Origin of the sequence: Actinoallomurus liliacearum (assembly GCF_039542035.1) — a bacterium.
Lineage (GTDB): Bacteria > Actinomycetota > Actinomycetes > Streptosporangiales > Streptosporangiaceae > Actinoallomurus > Actinoallomurus liliacearum.
Genome location: NZ_BAABHJ010000005.1, coordinates 935,776 through 953,871, shown reverse-complemented (window position 1 = coordinate 953,871; position 18,096 = coordinate 935,776). Strand labels below are relative to the sequence as shown.

Here is an 18,096-nt window from a genome sequence, read left to right as displayed (position 1 = left end):
TCGACGTCACGCGGCCATCACCCGCATCACCGCCGGATAGGCCAGGAAGATCAAGAAGCCCGCGCACAGCAGGAGCTGCGCGACGAGCATGGACTGGGAGCGTTCGCCGGCGCGGCCTTCGACGTCGGACAGCTCGCGGCTGCGCATGCTGGCCGCGCGGGCGGCGAGCGACTGGCGCACCTTGGCCCCGTCGTCGGCGACCAGCGCGAGGGCGGCGGACAGGTCGCGCAGCTCGTCGACGCTGACCTCCTCGCCCAGCCGGCCGAGCGCCTGCCAGGGAGTGATGCCGGTGATGCGGGCGTTGGACAGGGCGTCGCGGATGCGGCGCATGGCCCAGCCGTCACCGACGCGCGCGGCGGTCATGAGCGCCTCGGGAACGCCGCGCCCGCCCGCGAGGTTCATCGCGACGAGGTCGAGGAACGCGCTGACCGCGTGCCGGAAGTCGCGCCGCCGCGCCCCCGCCTCCTGGCGCAGCTGCAGGTCCGGCAGCAGGAAGAAGATGACCGCGAAGAACAGGCCGACCCAGACCGGGACCGCCACCGCGACGCCGAGGCCCAGGATCGCGAAGTAGCCGACGAGGACGGGGATGAACACGATCGCCGCCGCCGACAGCAGGAACTTCGTCGCGAGGAACCCCTCGAAGGACCGGTCCAACAGGGCCAGGTCCGCGCGTACCGAGCGCTGCTGCCATCCCCGCGCCTCGTAGAAGGCGGCCAGCGAGCGGCCGGCCTGGGCGCGCAGCCCGGGGAACCGGCCCGAGTCGCCGGAGGGGCGGCGTTCCGGCCCGGTCTCGCCGCGCCGGCGCGCCGTGTCGAAGGCCGCGAGGCGCGCGGCCAGCCCCGGCCGGGGCGGGAACAGCGCGCGGAACAGCAGGTAGCCGCCGAGTCCGAGGACCGCCCCGGCCAGCAGTGCGGTCGTCATCGGGTGCCTCCCTTGACCGTGGGGTTCGGGCCGGTGCCGGTCCGGCCCTGCCAGCGCGCGACCGTCTCGGGCACCTCGGCGGGGACTCCGGGCCGGTCGGTGTCGGCCCCGCCGAGGAAGCGCTGCGGCATCTCGTACTTGGCGAGCCGGCGCAGCCAGACGAACCCGAGGGCGAACAGCCCGACGACCACGGCGAGGACGAGCTGGCCGACGAACGAGTCGTACATCTTCACGTAGGACCGGTTGAAGACGGCGAGCAGCAGTGCCGTGCCGACCGAGACCCCGACGACGATCTGCACGCTGCGGCGCGTGGTGCGCCGGTTGGCCTCGACGCGGCGCCGCATGTCGAGCTCGGCGCGGGCGGAGGTGGACAGCGCGCCGAGCATGTCGCGCAGGCCGGGGCCGCGCAGCCGCGCGTTCAGGATGAGCGCGGCGACCACGAGGTCGGCGGACGGGTCGTTCAGTTCGTCGCCGAACCTGCGGAGGGCGTCGGCGAGCGGCACCCGCGTGTGCAGCCGGTCGACCAGGGCCCGTACGTGCGGCTCCAGCACCGGGGCCACGGCCCGCAGCGAGGAGGGAATGGCCTGTTCGAGGCCGACCGCGCCGGCGATCGTGTCGCGCAGCGACTCGGTCCACGCGGCGAGCGCCTCCAGCCGGGCCATCGCGCGGCGTTCCTCGGCGGCTCCGCCGCCGATGGTGTTCCAGCCGAGGACGAGCAGACCGGTGCCGATGGCGGCGACCGGCCACCGCGTGACGATCAGAGTGAGAACGCCGGCGATGGCGGCCATCGCCGTACGCGTGCTCAGCGTGCGGATGAGGTCCTCGCGGCTGCGCCCGGTCGGCCGGCCGGGCCGGGGCCGTACGCCGCGCACGGCGACGATGAGCAGGAGCACGCCGCCGCCGACCATCGCGCCCGCCACGATGGCGGGCAGCGCGGCCAGGTCGGTGAGACCGCCCGTCACCAGGGGACCCCGGCGGCCGGGTCGTAGCCGAACGGCACGAGTTCCTGGGCACAGGCGATCGGCGCGGCGGGCACGGCGGAGCCGTCCGGGCCGGGCTCGAAGATCTCGCTGGACAGCACCCGGCCGTCGCAGCCGGTCACCTCGCGAACGCTGGAGACGAAGCGCCGCAGCCGGCCGCCCTGGGCGTAGTCGTTGCGCTTCTCGATGAAGATGACGAAGTCGATGGCACCTGCGATGAGCATGTGCGTCGCCTCGATCGGCAGTCGTTCGTCGGACTGCAGGGCGTACGTCGCGATGCGGTTGAAGACCTCCCACGAGGAGTTCGCGTGGATCGTGGACAGGGAGCCGTCGTTGCCCTGCGTCATCGCGTTGAGCATCGTGACGATCTCGTCGCCGAGGACCTCGCCGACGATGACGCGGGAGGGGTTCATGCGCAGCGACCGGCGGACGAGCCCGGCCATCGTGATCGTGCCCTGGCCCTCGGAGTTCGGCAGCCGCTCCTCCAGCGCGACGACGTTCGGGTGCAGCTCGGGGAACTGGTCGAGCCCGAGCTCGAGCGCGCGCTCGACGGTGATGAGCCGCTCGGCGGTCGGGATCTCGTTGGCGATGGCCCGCAGCAGCGTCGTCTTTCCGGCGTTCGTCGCCCCGGCGATCATGATGTTCTTGCGGGCGGCGACGGCGGCCCGCAGGAACAGGCCGAGCTCGGTGCTCAGCGTGCCGTTGCCGGCGAGGTCGGACAGGAACACCTTGCCGAGCCGGGCCCGGCGGATCGACAGCGCGGGCCGTACGGTGACGTCCATGACGGCGGACAGCCGGGACCCGTCGGGCAGCCGCAGGTCGAGCTGGGGGTTGGCGGAGTCGAAGGGCCGGCTGGACAGCCCGCTGTAGGCCGCCAGGATCTGGATGAGCTCGACGAGCTCCTCGTCGGACTCGGCGACCGGCTCGCCCATGACCTCGCGGCCGTCGGCGTACCCGACGAACACCCGGTCGCAGCCGTTGATGTCGATGTTCTCGATCTCGGGGTCCTCGAGCAGGGGCTGGAGCCGTCCGACGCCGAACAGCGCGGCGTGCACGCCGGCCGCGAGCTGCTCCTCCTCTTCGGCGTTCGGCGGGCGCCGGCCCGCCGCGATCTCCGCTCGGGCGTACTCCTCGAGGACCTGCCCGATCAGGGCGCGGGCGAACTGCCGCTCGTCCTCGGAGACCATCGGCGCGAGGCCGTTCGCGGCGTCGAGCCGCCGCTGGTCGGCGAGCCGGCCGCCGACCTCCTGCCGGAGTCGCTTAACGAGACTGTGATCCACTAGCCGCTCCCTGCGCCTCGCGGCCCGTGTCCGGGCCGCCCGCGGCCCGCGCGGCGAGCCCGCCCGCGATCTGCCGGGCCGAACGAATCAGCAGCGATCTGTCAAGCCTCCCGCCCCAACGTCCCCTCAGCATTTCAGCACCCTTGGGATCCAGCGCGAAACCCCCCAGAACACTCGCGGGCAATTTGGCATTGGAAATGATGCGGCCCACCTCGGTGATGGAGCCGCGGTATTCGCGGGGATCGGCCACGACCACGACACCGATCGGCGGCGCGGCGTGACCGCCGAGTTCGGAGGCGAGCGAGTTAATGCGTTCGCGCAGGTGAGCGACGTGTTCGAGGGTGGCGCGGGTGAACAGGACGATCGTGGACGCCTCGCGCAGCAGGTCGGTGAAGGCCGATCCGGCGCCCAGCCGGCCGCAGTCCGCCACCACGTCGACGGGGATCTGGCTCGCGGGACCGCCCGCTCCGCTCACGGGCGCGCCGCCCTGGACGGGGAACCCGCCGCTCGGCGTCGCGCCGTTCCCGGCGTGCCCGCCGTCCGGCAGGGTGACGCTCCCGTCGCTCGGCGTCGCGCCGTTCCCGGCGTGCCCGGCGTCCGGCATGGCGTCGTTCCCGGCGCGCGCGGCGCCGTCGGCGTACGGGTCCGGGGCGGTGAGGTTGGCGAACGCGCGGCCGAGCGGGCTCCACAGCCAGGTCAGCCCCTGGGCCTGTTCGGCGTTGGTGAGGCCGACGAGCACGTCCAGGCCGCCGACGAGCCGCTGCGTGTGCTCCCAGACCTGGTCCGCGCGCAGCCCGCGCCGCGCGGTGGCGGCCAGGCTCAGCATGCCGCGCGCGGGGTTCAGCATGCCGCCGTCCTCGGCGGGCAGGCGGTACACCAGGTCGCCGCCCGCCTGGTCGCACTCGGCCAGCAGCACCGGGCGCGGCCACACCGCCGCGATGGCGATGGCGGCGGTGGTGACGCCCGGCGCTCCCTTGTCGGCCGCGAGGACGATGAGCCCCATCAGGGCCTGCCCGTCGGGCCGCCGGGCGTGGCCGCGGTCGACCGGTGTGCCGTACGGCCCGGGGCCGGCTGCCGGTCGGTCGGCCGGCCGGTCGGCTCCTGGTCGGTCGTGGACTGCTGCGGCGTCGGGGGTACGGCGCTCGGCGCGGTGGCGGCGCGCGCCCGCTTCCCGGACGCCTGCTCGCCGGGGGCGAGGACGGCCACCGCGACCGCGCCCGCCGACGCCGCCTGGGTGACGAGCGGCGCCTCGTCGGTGGGCACGGTCACCGACACCTGGACCTGGTCGCTCTGGACGTCGTTCTGACCGGGCTCGGCGACGTCGTAGACCATCGCGGCGGGAGCGAGCACCGCCCCGGCCGCGATGCCGGTCTGGCCCTGCACCGCCACGGCGTACACCGCGACGCGGTCGCCCGGGTGCAGGCCGCCCGCCGGGAGTTGACCGGGCTTGAGCGCGAGCCCGACGACGACGGTGCCCTTGGCCGCCGAGGCGGCCGTGCTGATCATCCCGTTCGTCAGGAGCGATCCACTGACCAGGGTGACGGTCGCGTACGTCTGCGTGACCTTCACGCGGTCCCGCCACGGAATGTAGTCCAGGCCGCCGGTCGACGAGACCTGGACCTCCTCCAGCGCGGACGCCGGGATCCGCTGCCCCGCGGCGACCGGCTTGGAGATCCGGATGACCGGGACGCGCTGCCCGCTGGCCATCACCAGATAGGCGCTGACCAGCGCACCTCCGACGATGAGCAGAACGGCGAGCGCCGCCATCGCCGGCTTGCGCTCGCGGGGCGGCACGGGAATCCGGTGGCCGGCCGCCACTGCGAGCGACGGCCGCCCGGAGGTGTCGGCGACGCTCTTTCGATCACTGCTCGTCGTCACTGGATACTCCGCCAATTCGGGGGATTGCGGACTGTCGGCGTTGACGGGACGCGGCGAACCATCGTTCCGTCCTTACCGCTCCGCGTCAATGCGGCCTCCACAGTTTGTTTCGCCCCGGATGTCGGCCACTAGTTAAGTGATCAAGACTGCACTCCGCCGGACCGGCTGGAGAGACCCCGGCACCCTCTCTATCCTGGTCCGGCAGACGGCGAATCCGGAGGGGTAATGCGAATCTCGCTCACGGTGATGACCGATCAAGGTCCCCGTGACGTCGTGGTCAACGGTGATTCCGATATGACGGTAGAAACCGTTGCGAGATCACTAATTACGGCGCTCAACACCGAGCCGGTCAAAGAGGCCCTCGCGGAAGTCGTACACCTACCAAGCGCACGCTGGGTGGCCGAACCCGCGCCTCCGCTCTGGGCGGGCGGGCGCATGCTCGACCCGGCGGTGCCCGCCGCACGGGTCCTGCGCGACGGCGCCCTCGTGGCCCTCGACCCGGCCGGCGCCGTCGCGACCGTCCTGGCCGAGCCCACCGGAAGCGCGGAGATCCGCGTCACCGGCGGCCCCGCCGCGGGCGCGGTGCACCGCCTCGGCATCGGCGAGACGACCTTCGGCAACGGCCCTGACGTGGACGTACGGCTCGACGACCCGTCCGTGCCGCCGCACGCCCTCACCATCACGGTCGAGTCGCACCGCGTCACCGTGACCGTCGCCGTCGCCGCCGTCGGCGACGCCCTCCTCGACGGGACCGCGTTCGACGGCACCGCCACGTGGCCGCCCGGCGGGGTGCTGACCGTCGGATCGTCCGTGCTGACCCACGTCCCGGCCACCGCTCCGGACGCCCACCTCGCACCGCTGGACGACGGCGGGCTCGCCTACAACCGGCCGCCCCGCCTGCTGCCGCCCGAGCGGCGCTCCACGCTCGAGGTCCCGCAGCAGCCGCCCAAGACGCAGCGCGAACGGCTCCGGCTGCTCGGCTCGCTGCTGTTCGCCGCCACCGGCATCGTCATGGCCGTCGTCACGCGCCAGTGGTACTGGGCGCTGATGGCGTTCGCGTACCCCGTCGTCCAGGTCGGCGAGTGGATCGGCGACCGGATGTACGGCCGCAAGTCCTACAAGAAGGCGATGAAGGACTACCGGCGCGCCGAGGAGGAGTTCGACGCCGCGCTGGAGCACCTGCGCCGCACCGACGAGCAGGACCGCCGCGCCCTCGCGCCCGACCCCGCCGAGGTGCTGCTCACCGCCACCGGCCCCCGGCGGCGGCTCTGGGAACGCCGCCGCTCCGACGCCGACACCCTGCACCTCCGCGTCGGCCTCGCCGACCGGCCCGCGGACATCGAGCTCGTCCCCGGTCGCGGCGGCGACGCCGACCCCGTCATGCCCGAACATCCCGTCGCCCGCGCCGTCCCCGTGACGCTGCCGCTCGCCGACCTCGGCGTCATCGGGCTCGCCGGGCCGCGCGACCGCTCCCGGGCGCTCGCCCGATGGCTCGTCGCCCAGGCCGCCGCCCTGCACAGCCCCCGCGACCTCGCGATCGTCGTGCTCTGCGCCGACCCCGACGGCGCCGAGCACTGGAACTGGGTCCGCTGGCTGCCGCACTCCGCCCCCCGCGAAGGCGAGGAGTGCGTCGCCCTCATCGGCGCGGACCCCGAGTCGGTCGCGCACCGCATCACCGAACTCGCGATCCGCGTCACCGAGCGACGCCGGGCCGCCGACCGGTCCGCCGGCGGGCTCTTCGGCGGCGCCGCCCAGGGCTCCGGCCCGTACAACATCCTGCTCGTCATGGACGGCGCGCGGCGGCTCCGCCGGATGCCGGGCATGCCGCAGGTCCTGTCCAGCGGCCCGACGTACGGCCTGCACGCGATCTGCGTCGACGACGACGAGCGCCTCCTGCCCGAGGAGTGCACCGCCGTCGCGGTCTGGGACTGGGACCGGCCGACACACGTACGGCTGCGCGGCCACGGCCTCGACTCCGTCGGCCCGATCCTGGCCGACCAGGTCTCCACCGGCTGGTGCGACCGCATGGCCCGCGCCCTCGCCCCCGTACGGGACGTGTCCCGCGACGACGCCGAGTCCGCCGTCCCGCGCGAGTCCCGGCTCCTCGAGATCCTCGGCATGCCGAACCCCACCGCCGCCCACGTCCAGGCGATCTGGGCGGCCGGCGGCCGTACCACCGCCGTCCCGATCGGCGTGTCGGCCGACGGCGTGTTCACCGTCGACCTGCGCGTCGACGGACCGCACGGACTGATCGCCGGCACGACCGGCGCCGGCAAGTCCGAGCTCCTGCAGACCCTGATCGCGTCGCTCGCCGTGGCGAACCGGCCCGACGAGATGACGTTCGTGCTCATCGACTACAAGGGCGGCGCGGCGTTCAAGGACTGCGCGGCACTGCCGCACGTCGCCGGAGTCGTCACCGACCTCGACGGCCACCTCACCGAACGCGCGCTCGAGTCCCTCGGCGCCGAGCTGCGGCGCCGCGAGGAGATCCTGCTGCACGCCGGCGCCAAGGACATCGAGGACTACTGCGAGCTGTACGACGACGGCGACCCCCGCGCCGCCGTCCGGGTGCCGCGCCTCGTCCTCGTCATCGACGAGTTCGCCACGCTCGCCACCGAGCTGCCCGACTTCGTCGAGGGCCTCGTCGACATCGGCCGCCGCGGCCGGTCCCTCGGCGTCCACCTGCTCCTCGCCACCCAGCGCCCCGCCGGCGTCGTCACCGCCGACATCCGCGCCAACACCAACCTGCGGATCGCGCTGCGCGTCACCGCCGCCGAGGAGTCCACCGACGTCATCGACGACCCGTCCGCCGCCCGGATCACCAAGTCCACGCCCGGCCGCTGCTACGTACGCTCCGGCGCCGCAGCCCCGCACGCCGTGCAGTCGGCCCGGATCGGCGGACGCCGCCCCGGCGCCCTCACCGGCATGCCCGCCCAGGTCCTCCCCCTCCCCTGGCAGGGCCTCGGCCGCCCCCTCGCCGTGACCGACGCGCCCGACGACGAGGCGGCCACCGTCACCGACCTGAAGGCGCTCGTCGCCGCGATCCGCGAGGCCGCCGACCGCGCCGGCCTCGACGATCAGCCGCCCCCATGGCTCGAGCCGCTGCCGGCCCGCCTGACGCTCGACGACCTGCCCGCCGTGTTCACCGACCACGACGACGTCCCGCCGCTCGCGTTCGGCCTGACCGACCTGCCCTCCGCCCAGTCCCGCTCCGTCCTCGCCCTCGACCTCCTACAGGGCGGCCACCTGTACGTCGCGGGCTCGGCACGCTCGGGCCGGTCCACGGTCCTGCGCACCCTCGCCGGCTCCCTCGCCGCCACCTGCGGCCCCGCCGACGTCCACCTCTACGGCATCGACTGCGGCGGGAACGCCCTCCTCCCCCTCGTCGCCCTCCCGCACTGCGGCGCCGTCGTCACCCGCGACCAGACCGAACGCCTCGAACGCCTCCTCGCCCGCCTGCACGCCGAGGTCGGCCGCCGCCAGCAGATCCTCGCCGCCACCGGCTTCTCCTCCCTCGCCGAGCAGCGCACCGCCGCGGCGCCCGCCGAACGCCTGCCCTGGATGCTCCTGGTGCTCGACCGCTGGGAGGGCTACGTCGCCGCGTTCGAGAACTACGACTACGGCCGCCTCGTCGACTCCCTCCTGCGCCTCCTGCGCGAGGGCGCCGCCGTCGGCCTGCGCGCCGTCTTCACCGGCGACCGCTCCGGCCTCACCGGCCAGGTCTCCACGGTCTTCGACGGCCGGCTCATCCTCCGCATGGCCGACCCGAACGACTACACCTACGCCGGCATCAACGAACGCCACGTCCCCTCGGACATGCCGCCAGGCCGGGTGCTCGAGGCGGTCGGCCCGGACGGCGGCACCCTGCGCGAGTCCCACATCGCCCTCCTGACCGAGGTCGCCGCCGGCACCGCCCAGGTCGCCGCCCTCCAGCGGCTGGCGCGCGAGGCCGAGCGGACGTACGACCGGCCGAGCCCCGCCCAACGGCCACTGCACGTCGACGAGCTGCCGGTGCACGTGACCTACCGCGAGGCCCTGGCCCTCGACCCCGACTTCGCCGCGCCGTCCCCGCTGTGGGCGCTCGTCGGCGCGGGCGGCGACGAACTCGGCCCGATCGGCGTCGACCTCCTCGCCGAGGGCCCCGGCTTCACCGTCGCGGGCCCGCCCCGCTCCGGGCGCTCAACGGTCCTGATGACGATGGTGAGCTCGCTGCTCGACCCGCGGATCGGCGAGGGCACCGTGCCGGTCGTCCTCGTCTGCCCGCGCCGGTCGCCGCTGCGGGACCTGCGCGGCGAGCCGGGCGTGCTCGCCGTCCTGGAGGGGCCGGAGGACGCGTACCGGTTCGAGGAGGTCGTGGAGGGCCGGAGCCGGTACGTCGTGGTGGTCGACGACGCCGAGCTGCTCGACAACACCCCGTTCGACGACGTCCTGGTCCGCGCACTGCGCGCGGCCCGCGACGCCGAACAGGCCCTGATCATCGCCGGAACGACACAGGACCTGGCGCGCGGCTACAGCGGCTTCATCTCCGAGACGCGCCGCTCCCGAACGGGCGTCCTCCTCGCGGTGGCGTCACCGGATGACGGCGACGTCTTCAACCTCCGGCTCCCCCGCCAGATCTCCCTGGACGGCCCCACCGGCCGCGGCCTGCACGTCCACCCCGGCCAGGCCATGCCGATCCAGGCGGCCGTGGCCACGCGACGGACCTGAGGCCGGCCATGACCGAACTCTCGCCCCGCGGGCTACTTCCCGACGTTGCGGAAACCCTCGGCTCTGCTGCTGATGTCCCGGTGGGCCTCCTGGAAGGCGACGACCATCTTGTCGAACGACGGCTTCGCCTGCGCCCAGGCCTCGCGGAACCGATTGGCCCCGGGCCCCTGCCAGATGCTCTGACTGCTTTCAGTGTTCGAGTTAAGGTCCCGGATGATCTGGTCGAGCTCTTGGCCGTGTTTCTGGAAGAGGCCGGCGAGCCTCTTCATGGCCTCGGGATCACCACCGTAGATGCCACCCATCGGACCTCTCCTTTCGCCATGGATCCGGGTCGCTCGGCCGGTCCGCTGCCGTCCGTTGCGGACGGCGATGGAGCTGATGCCGTTCGATGACGTGGACGGGCAGGTCGCAGGGCTCTGACGGCGCTTGTGCACACGGGACCTGCGGTCGCTCCAGGCCGCGGCCGCAGGGCCGGCACGGCCTGAACCCCTCCGACCGTGGAGCATTAGCCGAACGACTTTTTGTCTTTTGCCGTGCCAATTAAGCATTGACGCGAGCGCCGGCGGAAGCCTTTCTCTTGTCCGCTTCCGGCCACCGACCTGCGCAAGATCGAAAGACGGCACGGATGATGAACAAACTGCGGAAGTCTCGGGGATGACCGGAAGCGGGGTTGCCGCAATCGGAAGAAACCGGGTGAAATTCCTGCGGCCTCGGGAAGGTCGTCGAGCGTTTTACACAAGGCGACGTAGCGGCGTCCCGTACTCAGGCCTCCGAGTGCGCGGGCGTGGGCATGTTCCCGGCTCCGGCCGGGAGCCGGCGGATCGCGGGAACGGCCAGGGTGGCGAGTGCCACGAGGAACTGGAGGGTGCCGGCGAGCCAGAGGGCCGGGTGGATGCCGAGTCCGGCACCGAGGGGACCGGCCGTGGCCTGGCCGATGGGCTGACAGGCGTAGGACCCGAACCAGTCGTAGGCGCTGACCCGGGAGAGGGCCTTGGCGGGGACGTGGTGCTGGATGGAGGTCTCCATGAAGGTGTTGAAGAGCGTCATCCCGATGCCGCCGAGCAGGGCCAGGCCCGCCATCGGGACGACGGGCAGGTGCGCGGCCAGTCCCAGGGTGGACAGGGACGAGAGGGCGAGGGCCGACACGCCGGTCCGCAGGGGACGGCGCGGGTGCAGGCGCAACGCGATGAGGCCGCCGATGAGTGCCCCGACACCGAGTACGGCCTGGATGGCGGCCCAGGTGGCCGGGCCGCCGGACGCCAGTGCGGTGGCCGCCGGGCCGAGGACGTAGAAGGCCGCGAACAGCAGGTTGGTCAGCGACGCCGCCGCGACGAGCGTCCACACCCAGGTCCTGGAGCTGAACTCCGTCCAGCCCTCCCGCAGGTCGCGCACGAAGGACTGTGCCGGTGCGGGCCGGTGCGCGGGCAGGCGTAGCCGGGCGAGCATGATCGCGCTGATCGCGAAGGTGGCCGCGTCGGCGGCGATCGCCCATCCGGGGCCGACCGTCGCGACCAGGAGACCGGACAGGACGGGACCGCCGATCCTGCCGATCGAGAGCGCCAGGCCCCGCAGCGCGTTCGCCTGCTGAAGGTGTTCGCCAGGGACGATCGCGGGGACGAGGCCCGTCGAGGCGGGACTGAACAGGGCGGCCGACATACCGTGCACGGCTTGGCAGGCCGCGAGCTCCCAGATCGCCGCGTGCCCGCCGACCAGGAGTGCGGCCATCGTTCCCTGGCCGACGAAGCGCGCCAGGTCGGCGGCCACCATGATCCAGCGCCGGGGCAGCCGGTCGGCGAGCACCCCGCCGGCCGGCAGACCCGCGATCATGGGGATCGTCCGGGCCGCCAGGACGTACCCGAGGTCGGCCGGTGACCCGGTGAGGTCCAGGACCGCGAACGCCAGGGCGACCCCCACCATGCCGTCGCCGAGCAGCGACGCCGACTGCCCGATGAAGAACCGCCGGAAGTCCCGTTCCCTGAGGACGGCGAGGGCCTTCCCAGACATCGGGTTCATCTCTCCGCCGTCTCGCCGCGCGGCGCTCGCCCCGGATCGATCATGACGACCATCTTCGACCGGCCGGGCGCACCCGCCGGTCGGAGCGAGAACGAGTGAGCGGAAGTCTCGGTGAACGGGCGTGGGTCCTCGCGGCAAGCGGGATGAAAGCGCACGAATGCACCGCAGCTCAGATGATTATCCGAGCTTTTTGCCCGCCCACCGCGACGTTGAGCGACCGCCCCGGGGGCCGGGCGGCGGCTCCGGGCCGGGCGGTCCGCACGGCCGGCGAGGCCGCTGAGGGGAGGGGGTCGGCAACGGCGTAGCAAGTGCTCGGTTACATTGGAGATCGCGGCAACCCGGCGGCCCTTGCGGATGATGGAAGCGGGGTTGCCTAGACTCTCTTCGATCAGCGAGAGCGAGGAGTCGTACGTGCGCAAGGTCCTGATCGCCAACCGGGGTGAGATCGCCGTCCGTGTCGCGCGGGCGTGCAGGGACGCGGGGATCGGCAGTGTGGCCGTTTACTCGGAACCCGACCTGGACGGGCTGCACGCGCGAGTGGCGGACGAGGCGTACGCGCTGGGCGGGCAGACGGCCGCCGAGAGCTACCTCGACATCGACAAGCTGCTGCGGATCGCCAAGGAGAGCGGCGCCGACGCCGTGCATCCCGGCTACGGCTTCCTCTCCGAGAACGCGCAGTTCGCCGAGGCGGTGATCGATGCCGGGCTGACCTGGATCGGGCCGCCGCCGAGCGCGATCATGGCGCTGGGCGACAAGGTGCAGGCGCGGCACATCGCGCAGAAGGTCGGCGCTCCGCTGGTGGCGGGCACCAAGGACCCGGTCGAGAACGCCGACGAGGTGGTGGAGTTCGCCCGCGAGCACGGGCTGCCCATCGCGATCAAGGCGGCGTTCGGCGGTGGCGGGCGCGGGCTGAAGGTCGCGCGCACGATGGAGGAGATCCCCGAGCTGTACGAGTCGGCCGTCCGCGAGGCGGTGGGCGCGTTCGGGCGCGGGGAGTGCTTCGTCGAGCGGTACCTCGACAAGCCGCGCCATGTGGAGACGCAGTGCCTCGCCGACCAGCACGGCAACGTGGTGGTCGTCTCGACGCGTGACTGCTCGCTGCAGCGGCGGCACCAGAAGCTCGTGGAGGAGGCGCCGGCGCCGTTCCTCAGCGAGGATCAGCTCGCCACGCTCTACTCCAGCTCCAAGGCGATCCTGCGCGAGGCCGGATACGTCGGCGCCGGCACGTGCGAGTTCCTTGTGGGCCAGGACGGCACGATCTCGTTCCTCGAGGTGAACACCCGGCTCCAGGTCGAGCACCCGGTGACCGAGGAGGTCGCGGGCGTCGACCTGGTACGCGAGCAGTTCCGCGTGGCGGAGGGCGAGGAGCTCGGGTACGACGACCCGGTGCTGCGCGGCCACTCGATCGAGTTCCGCGTCAACGCGGAGGACGCCGGGCGCAACTTCCTGCCTTCTCCGGGCACGATCACCCGGTGGAGCCCGCCGAGCGGTCCGGGCGTGCGCCTGGACTCGGGCTTCGAGCAGGGCATGACGGTCCCGCAGATGTACGACTCGATGATCGCGAAGCTGATCGTCACCGGTGCGAACCGAACGGAGGCGCTGCAGCGGGCCCGGCGCGCGCTCGCCGAGTTCGAGATCGAGGGCATGCCGACGGTCCTCCCGTTCCACCGGACGGTGATCGAGGACCCGGCGTTCGTCGACGAGCCGTTCCGGGTCCACACACGCTGGATCGAGACCGAGTTCGACAACACGATCGCGCCGTACGACGCGGCGGTCGAGGCGACCGAGCCGGCGGAGCGGGAGCGGGTGACCGTCGAGGTCGGCGGCAAGCGCCTCGAGGTGGTGCTCCCCGCGGGACTGGGGGGGTCCGCCGCGGGCGACCCGAACCCGGGAGGCGGTCGTGCGGCGCCCGCCCGGCGCAAGGGCGGTAAGAAGGCCGGGGCGGCGGCCGTGGGCGGGGACGCGCTGGTCAGCCCGATGCAGGGCACGATCGTGAAGATCCTCGTCGAGGACGGTACGGCGGTCGAGGCCGGGGCGACCATCGTGGTGCTCGAGGCCATGAAGATGGAGCAGCCGCTGACGGCGCACAAGGCGGGCACGGTGACGGGCCTGGCCGCGCAGGTCGGTCAGACGGTCTCGAACGGCGCCGTGATCTGCGAGATCAAGGACTCCTGAGCCGGCGACGGAGAGACGCGCTTCACGGTGGGGCGGCGTACGAGCGGAGGGTAGCGCGGGGTTCGCCATCGGTTACCCTCGACTCAGGGATGGCCTGGTTCAGCGTGGGGATACCTCGCGTGTACGGAACCATCCCGCCCGCTGGTTCGTCGAAGCTAGTCAAAGCAACCACACTGATCACCTGAGGCGTCATGAAGATTCGCCGTTCGACGATTTTCGCCGCCGTGGCCGCCGTCGTCGCACTGCTGTTCGCGTTCGCCGCTCCGGCGAGCGCCGACCCGTTCCAGAGCGTGGTCCAGGGACTGAAGAGCCAGCGGCTCTACGTGTCCCAGGACTCTGGTGCGTCGATGTCCGGCTCCGACCGGCAGACCGTGATCAACGCGCTGAAGGACGACGATTCGACCGTCCGGATGGCCGTGGTGAAGGAGAACCGCGTCACCAGCGCGGGCCTGCGCCAGCTCGACTCCGCGCTGGGCGGGAAGGGCACGCTGATCCTGCTCGACGGCAAGGGTGAGCGCATCCTCGCGGGCTCCCACGAGGGGCTGGGCAGCGGCAAGGTCAGGCAGCTGGTGACCCAGGCGCGGGGCGACTCGTCCAACCTCAAGGACCTGCTCCTCAACCTGAACAAGCGCTTCGACAAGGCCGTCTCCGACAAGAAGTCCGGCTCGGCCACGGCCGGGTTCGTGGTGCTGGGCGTCCTGGTCCTCATCGTCGTGGGCGTCGTGGGCCTGATCTTCTTCGCCCGCAAGCGGCGGAAGGAGCGGGAGGCCAGGCAGCTGGCCGAGCTCAAGGAGAGCGTGTACGAGGACGTGACGCGACTCGGTGAGGACATCACCGGGCTGAACCTCAACGTCATGGACTCGGGCCTCGACCCGGCGGCCCGGGACGACTACCAGCGGGCGATGGACTCCTACGACCGCGCCAAGGCGGCGGTCGACGCGGCGCACCGTCCGGAGGACATGCGCAAGGTCACCGAGGCGCTGGAGGACGGCCGGTACTACATGACGGCGGTGCGGGCCCGTCTCGACGGCCGGCCGGTTCCCGAGCGGCGGGCGCCGTGCTTCTTCAACCCGCAGCACGGTCCGTCCGTGCAGGACGTCATGTGGGCGCCCGGGGGCGGCGCGCCGCGGTCGGTGCCGGCCTGCGCGGCCGACGCGCAGCGGGTGCTGTCGGGCATGGACCCGGACGCCCGCCTGGTCACGATCGGCGGTCAGCGGCGGCCGTACTGGGACGCCGGACCGGCGTACGCGCCGTACGCCGGTGGCTACTACTCCGGCTTCGGCGGCGGGGACATGCTCGGCGGCCTGCTGATCGGCACCGCGCTCGGCTCGATCTTCAGCGGGGGCTGGGGCGGCCACGGCGGCGGGTACGACGCGGGTTACGCGGCCGGGTACGACGCCGGCAACGACAACGGCGGTGACTGGGGCTTCGGCGGTGGAGACGGCGGCGGCGGTGGCTTCGACATCGGCGGCGGCGACTTCGGAGGCTTCGACGGTGGCGGCGGCGACTTCGGGGGCGGCGGCGACTGGTGATGGAGGTCTCCGCTGACCCGGCTACCCGGTGACCCGGGCCCGCTCCGGCGGGCCCGCTACATCATGGGGTTCCGGCTTCCGCCGGAGAACCTCAGCTGGGTACGGCACGATCTGATGGACGCGGGGTGGCGTGGCCGCATGATGGCCCGCCACCTCGTTCTCATGGTGCCGGTGTGCGTGGGGCTGGCGCTGCTCCCCGCCGAGGCGGGCATCCGGGTGGCCGTCGTGGCGCTGGCGCTGCTGAGCAGCGCGTTCGTGGTCGTGATCAGCGCCGGGGACATCCGCCGGGCCCGGCTGCGGCAGCACGGCCTCCCCGTACCCGACGAGCCGCGACCCGGTCCTCCCCGGTACTGACCTGGCGTTCCGCGTAATCCACAGGGCTCGTCCACAGTGACCGTCCACAGTCTGTGGACAACTTTTTCCCCTGGCCCGGCCGGTTCCCGGCCGGGCCTTTCGCATGCCCGGGTTCCCGGCGAACGCGTCGCCCGGACGAACGTGCTGGTGCGTTCTCTCTCTCCTGTGTCACACTGAAAGAGTTATAGAACTCATCTATGAGTTATATAACCTGAGGGAGGCGAGATGGTGACGGACGTACGGCCGCGCGCGGCGCGGAGGGCGGTCCCCCGGGCCACGGCGATGGGGGATCCCGGGGCACGCGGCAGGTTCGGCGGCCACGGGGGCCGGTACGTGCCGGAGTCGCTGGTGGCGGCGTGCGGCGAGGTGGAGGACGCCTTCCGGGCGGCCTGGTCCGATCCGGCGTTCCGCGCCGCCCTCGCGGCGCTGCTGGCCGAGCACGTCGGCCGTCCGACGCCGCTGACCCGGGCGCGGCGCCTGTCCGCCGAGCTGGGGGTGGAGGTCCTGCTCAAGCGGGAGGACCTGGCCCACACGGGCTCCCACAAGATCAACAACGTTCTGGGGCAGGCGCTGCTGGCCGTCCGGATGGGCCGGACCCGGTTGATCGCCGAGACGGGCGCCGGGCAGCACGGGGTGGCGACCGCGACCGCCGCGGCGCTGCTGGGCCTGCGGGCCACGGTCTTCATGGGCGAGCGCGACATCGAGCGCCAGGCGCTGAACGTCTTCCGGATGCGCCTGCTCGGCGCCGAGGTGGTCCCGGTGACGACGGGCAGCCGCACGCTCAAGGACGCGACGAGCGAGGCGATGCGCCACTGGGTGGGCGCGCTGGAGGACTCCCACTACTGCATGGGTTCCGTCGTCGGGCCGCACCCGTACCCGTGGATGGTCCGGGAGTTCCAGCGGGTGATCGGTGAGGAGGCGCGTGGCCAGTGCGCCGCCGAGCTGTCCGCCGGCGCGCCGGACTGCGTCGTGGCCTGTGTGGGGGGAGGGTCGAACGCGGCGGGCACGTTCGCCGGGTTCGCCGACGGTCCCGCGCGGCTCGTCGGCGTCGAGGCCGAGGGCGGCGCCGGAGCGACCCTCGGCCGGGACGGCGTGTTGCACGGCTTCCGCTCGCGGTTCCTGCAGGACGACGACGGTCAGATCACCGAGGCCCACTCGATCGCGGCCGGCCTGGACTACCCGGGGGTCGGCCCCGAGCACGCCCACCTGCGCGACCTGGGCCGGGCCCGGTACGTCACGGTCACCGACGAGGAGGTCGTCGACGCGGCGGTACGCCTCGCCCGGACCGAGGGGATCGTGCCCGCGCTGGAGTCGGCGCACGCTGTCGCGTGGGTGATCCGGGCGGCGGGCGACGGTGAGCTGCCGCCCGGCGCGACCGTGATGCTCACCCTGTCGGGGCGGGGCGACAAGGACATCTCGACGTTGATGGAGGTCGTCGCGTGAACGGCGGAACGATGACGCTCGGGTCGCTGGAGCGGCACCTGCGGGCGCGCCGCGACGCGGGCCGTACGCTGCTGATGCCCTACCTCACCGGCGGGATCACCCCGGACTGGGCGGCGTACCTTCGGGCGTTCGCCGAGGCGGGCGCCGACGCGATCGAGGTCGGGCTGCCGTTCAGCGATCCGACCCTCGACGGCGCCACGATCCAGGAGGCCTCGGGCGCGGCACTGGCGCGGGGCGCGTCGGCGCGCCGGATCCTCGCCGACCTCGCCGCGCTGGGCGAACCGGCCGTGCCGCTGGTCGCCAGCACGTACTACAACCTGGTCCTGCGGGACGGGGCGGAGGCGTTCTGCGCGGCGCTGCGGGAATCGGGGGTCACCGGGCTGATCGTCCCGGACCTGCCGGTGGACGAGGCCGGGGAGCTGACGGACGTCGCGGCCGCCGCGGGCGTCGACCTGGCGCTGCTCGCCTCCCCCGCCACGCCGGGACCGCGGCTGGCGGAGATCGGCCGGCGCAGCCGCGGGTTCGTCTACGCCGTCTCGCTGATGGGGACGACCGGTGAGCGGGCCACGCTCGCCGCGTCGGCGAACACGACGGCCGAGCGGATCAAGCGCGGCACCGACCGTCCCGTGCTCCTCGGGTTCGGCATCTCGACCCCGGAGCAGGCGGTGGCGGCCGCCCGTGGCGCGGACGGCGTCGTCATCGGCGCGGCGCTGATGCGGCAGGTGCTGGACGGGTCCAGACCGGACGACGTCGGAGCCTTCCTGGTTAAGATTCGCCGAGCACTCGACGAGAAGACCTGAGCGCACGGCGAGC

General features: G+C 73.0%; 13 protein-coding genes. 6 read left to right on the top strand and 7 right to left on the bottom strand.

The window, feature by feature from the left end; all coding sequences use genetic code 11:
* Window positions 1-6 precede the first annotated feature (6 nt).
* Genes ABD978_RS12435 through ABD978_RS12415 form a run of 5 tightly spaced genes read right to left on the bottom strand, consistent with a single transcriptional unit; the run spans window position 7 to window position 5,059 of the window.
* Window positions 7-921, bottom strand: a complete 915-nt coding sequence (locus ABD978_RS12435; protein ID WP_345353200.1) for a type II secretion system F family protein — start codon at window positions 919-921, stop codon at window positions 7-9.
* Complete coding sequence (locus tag ABD978_RS12430; protein WP_345353198.1) at window positions 918-1,883, bottom strand: type II secretion system F family protein; 966 nt, start codon at window positions 1,881-1,883, stop codon at window positions 918-920. The genes ABD978_RS12435 and ABD978_RS12430 overlap by 4 nt, the downstream gene beginning before the upstream one ends.
* Complete coding sequence (locus ABD978_RS12425; RefSeq protein ID WP_345353196.1) at window positions 1,880-3,181, bottom strand: TadA family conjugal transfer-associated ATPase; 1,302 nt, start codon at window positions 3,179-3,181, stop codon at window positions 1,880-1,882. Before ABD978_RS12425 ends, ABD978_RS12430 begins: the two co-directional genes overlap by 4 nt.
* Window positions 3,162-4,184, bottom strand: coding sequence for a hypothetical protein (locus ABD978_RS12420; RefSeq protein WP_345353194.1), 1,023 nt, complete (start codon window positions 4,182-4,184; stop codon window positions 3,162-3,164). Before ABD978_RS12420 ends, ABD978_RS12425 begins: the two co-directional genes overlap by 20 nt.
* A complete protein-coding gene (locus ABD978_RS12415) occupies window positions 4,184-5,059 on the bottom strand; it encodes a hypothetical protein (protein WP_345353192.1) in 876 nt (291 codons plus the stop codon). The genes ABD978_RS12420 and ABD978_RS12415 overlap by 1 nt, the downstream gene beginning before the upstream one ends.
* A gap of 294 nt (window positions 5,060-5,353) precedes the next feature.
* On the opposite strand from ABD978_RS12415, the gene ABD978_RS12410 reads away from it, so the two are divergent.
* On the top strand, window positions 5,354-9,766 hold the full coding sequence (locus ABD978_RS12410; protein ID WP_345353190.1) for an FtsK/SpoIIIE domain-containing protein: 4,413 nt from the start codon (window positions 5,354-5,356) through the stop codon (window positions 9,764-9,766).
* A 32-nt stretch (window positions 9,767-9,798) separates the two neighbouring features.
* Here ABD978_RS12410 and ABD978_RS12405 read toward each other — a convergent pair whose 3' ends face one another.
* Together ABD978_RS12405 and ABD978_RS12400 are read right to left on the bottom strand one after the other, a co-directional pair.
* Window positions 9,799-10,068: a WXG100 family type VII secretion target gene (locus ABD978_RS12405; protein WP_345353188.1), complete on the bottom strand. Its 270-nt coding sequence runs from the start codon at window positions 10,066-10,068 to the stop codon at window positions 9,799-9,801.
* A 460-nt stretch (window positions 10,069-10,528) separates the two neighbouring features.
* Entirely contained in the window at window positions 10,529-11,770 is a 1,242-nt protein-coding gene (locus ABD978_RS12400; RefSeq protein WP_345353186.1) for an MFS transporter, read from the bottom strand.
* A 420-nt stretch (window positions 11,771-12,190) separates the two neighbouring features.
* Between ABD978_RS12400 and ABD978_RS12395 the strand changes: the two genes are divergently transcribed.
* From ABD978_RS12395 to trpA, 5 genes are all read left to right on the top strand, one after another.
* Window positions 12,191-13,954: an acetyl/propionyl/methylcrotonyl-CoA carboxylase subunit alpha gene (locus ABD978_RS12395; RefSeq protein ID WP_345353690.1), complete on the top strand. Its 1,764-nt coding sequence runs from the start codon at window positions 12,191-12,193 to the stop codon at window positions 13,952-13,954.
* Between the two features lie 191 nt (window positions 13,955-14,145).
* Window positions 14,146-15,486, top strand: a complete 1,341-nt coding sequence (locus ABD978_RS12390) for a hypothetical protein (RefSeq protein WP_345353184.1) — start codon at window positions 14,146-14,148, stop codon at window positions 15,484-15,486.
* 12 nt (window positions 15,487-15,498) lie between these two features.
* The gene (locus tag ABD978_RS12385; RefSeq protein WP_345353689.1) at window positions 15,499-15,840 is read left to right on the top strand and encodes a DUF5313 family protein; all 342 of its coding nucleotides are present in this window, start codon (window positions 15,499-15,501) and stop codon (window positions 15,838-15,840) included.
* A 225-nt stretch (window positions 15,841-16,065) separates the two neighbouring features.
* Window positions 16,066-17,283 (top strand): tryptophan synthase subunit beta, encoded by a 1,218-nt coding sequence (trpB, locus tag ABD978_RS12380; protein ID WP_425550697.1) that lies wholly within the window; start codon window positions 16,066-16,068, stop codon window positions 17,281-17,283.
* On the top strand, window positions 17,280-18,083 hold the full coding sequence (gene trpA, locus ABD978_RS12375) for a tryptophan synthase subunit alpha (RefSeq protein ID WP_345353182.1): 804 nt from the start codon (window positions 17,280-17,282) through the stop codon (window positions 18,081-18,083). Before trpB ends, trpA begins: the two co-directional genes overlap by 4 nt.
* The last annotated feature ends 13 nt before the right edge of the window (window positions 18,084-18,096 follow it).

Bases quoted from the DNA above. Each gene is read 5' to 3' on its own strand.
- trpB (WP_425550697.1), top strand. From the start codon at position 16,066: ATGGTGACGGACGTACGGCCGCGCGCGGCGCGGAGGGCGGTCCCCCGG.
- ABD978_RS12400 (WP_345353186.1), bottom strand. From the start codon at position 11,770: ATGTCTGGGAAGGCCCTCGCCGTCCTCAGGGAACGGGACTTCCGGCGG.
- ABD978_RS12410 (WP_345353190.1), top strand. From the start codon at position 5,354: ATGACGGTAGAAACCGTTGCGAGATCACTAATTACGGCGCTCAACACC.
- ABD978_RS12420 (WP_345353194.1), bottom strand. From the start codon at position 4,184: ATGGGGCTCATCGTCCTCGCGGCCGACAAGGGAGCGCCGGGCGTCACC.
- ABD978_RS12405 (WP_345353188.1), bottom strand. From the start codon at position 10,068: ATGGGTGGCATCTACGGTGGTGATCCCGAGGCCATGAAGAGGCTCGCC.
- ABD978_RS12390 (WP_345353184.1), top strand. From the start codon at position 14,146: ATGAAGATTCGCCGTTCGACGATTTTCGCCGCCGTGGCCGCCGTCGTC.
- ABD978_RS12435 (WP_345353200.1), bottom strand. From the start codon at position 921: ATGACGACCGCACTGCTGGCCGGGGCGGTCCTCGGACTCGGCGGCTAC.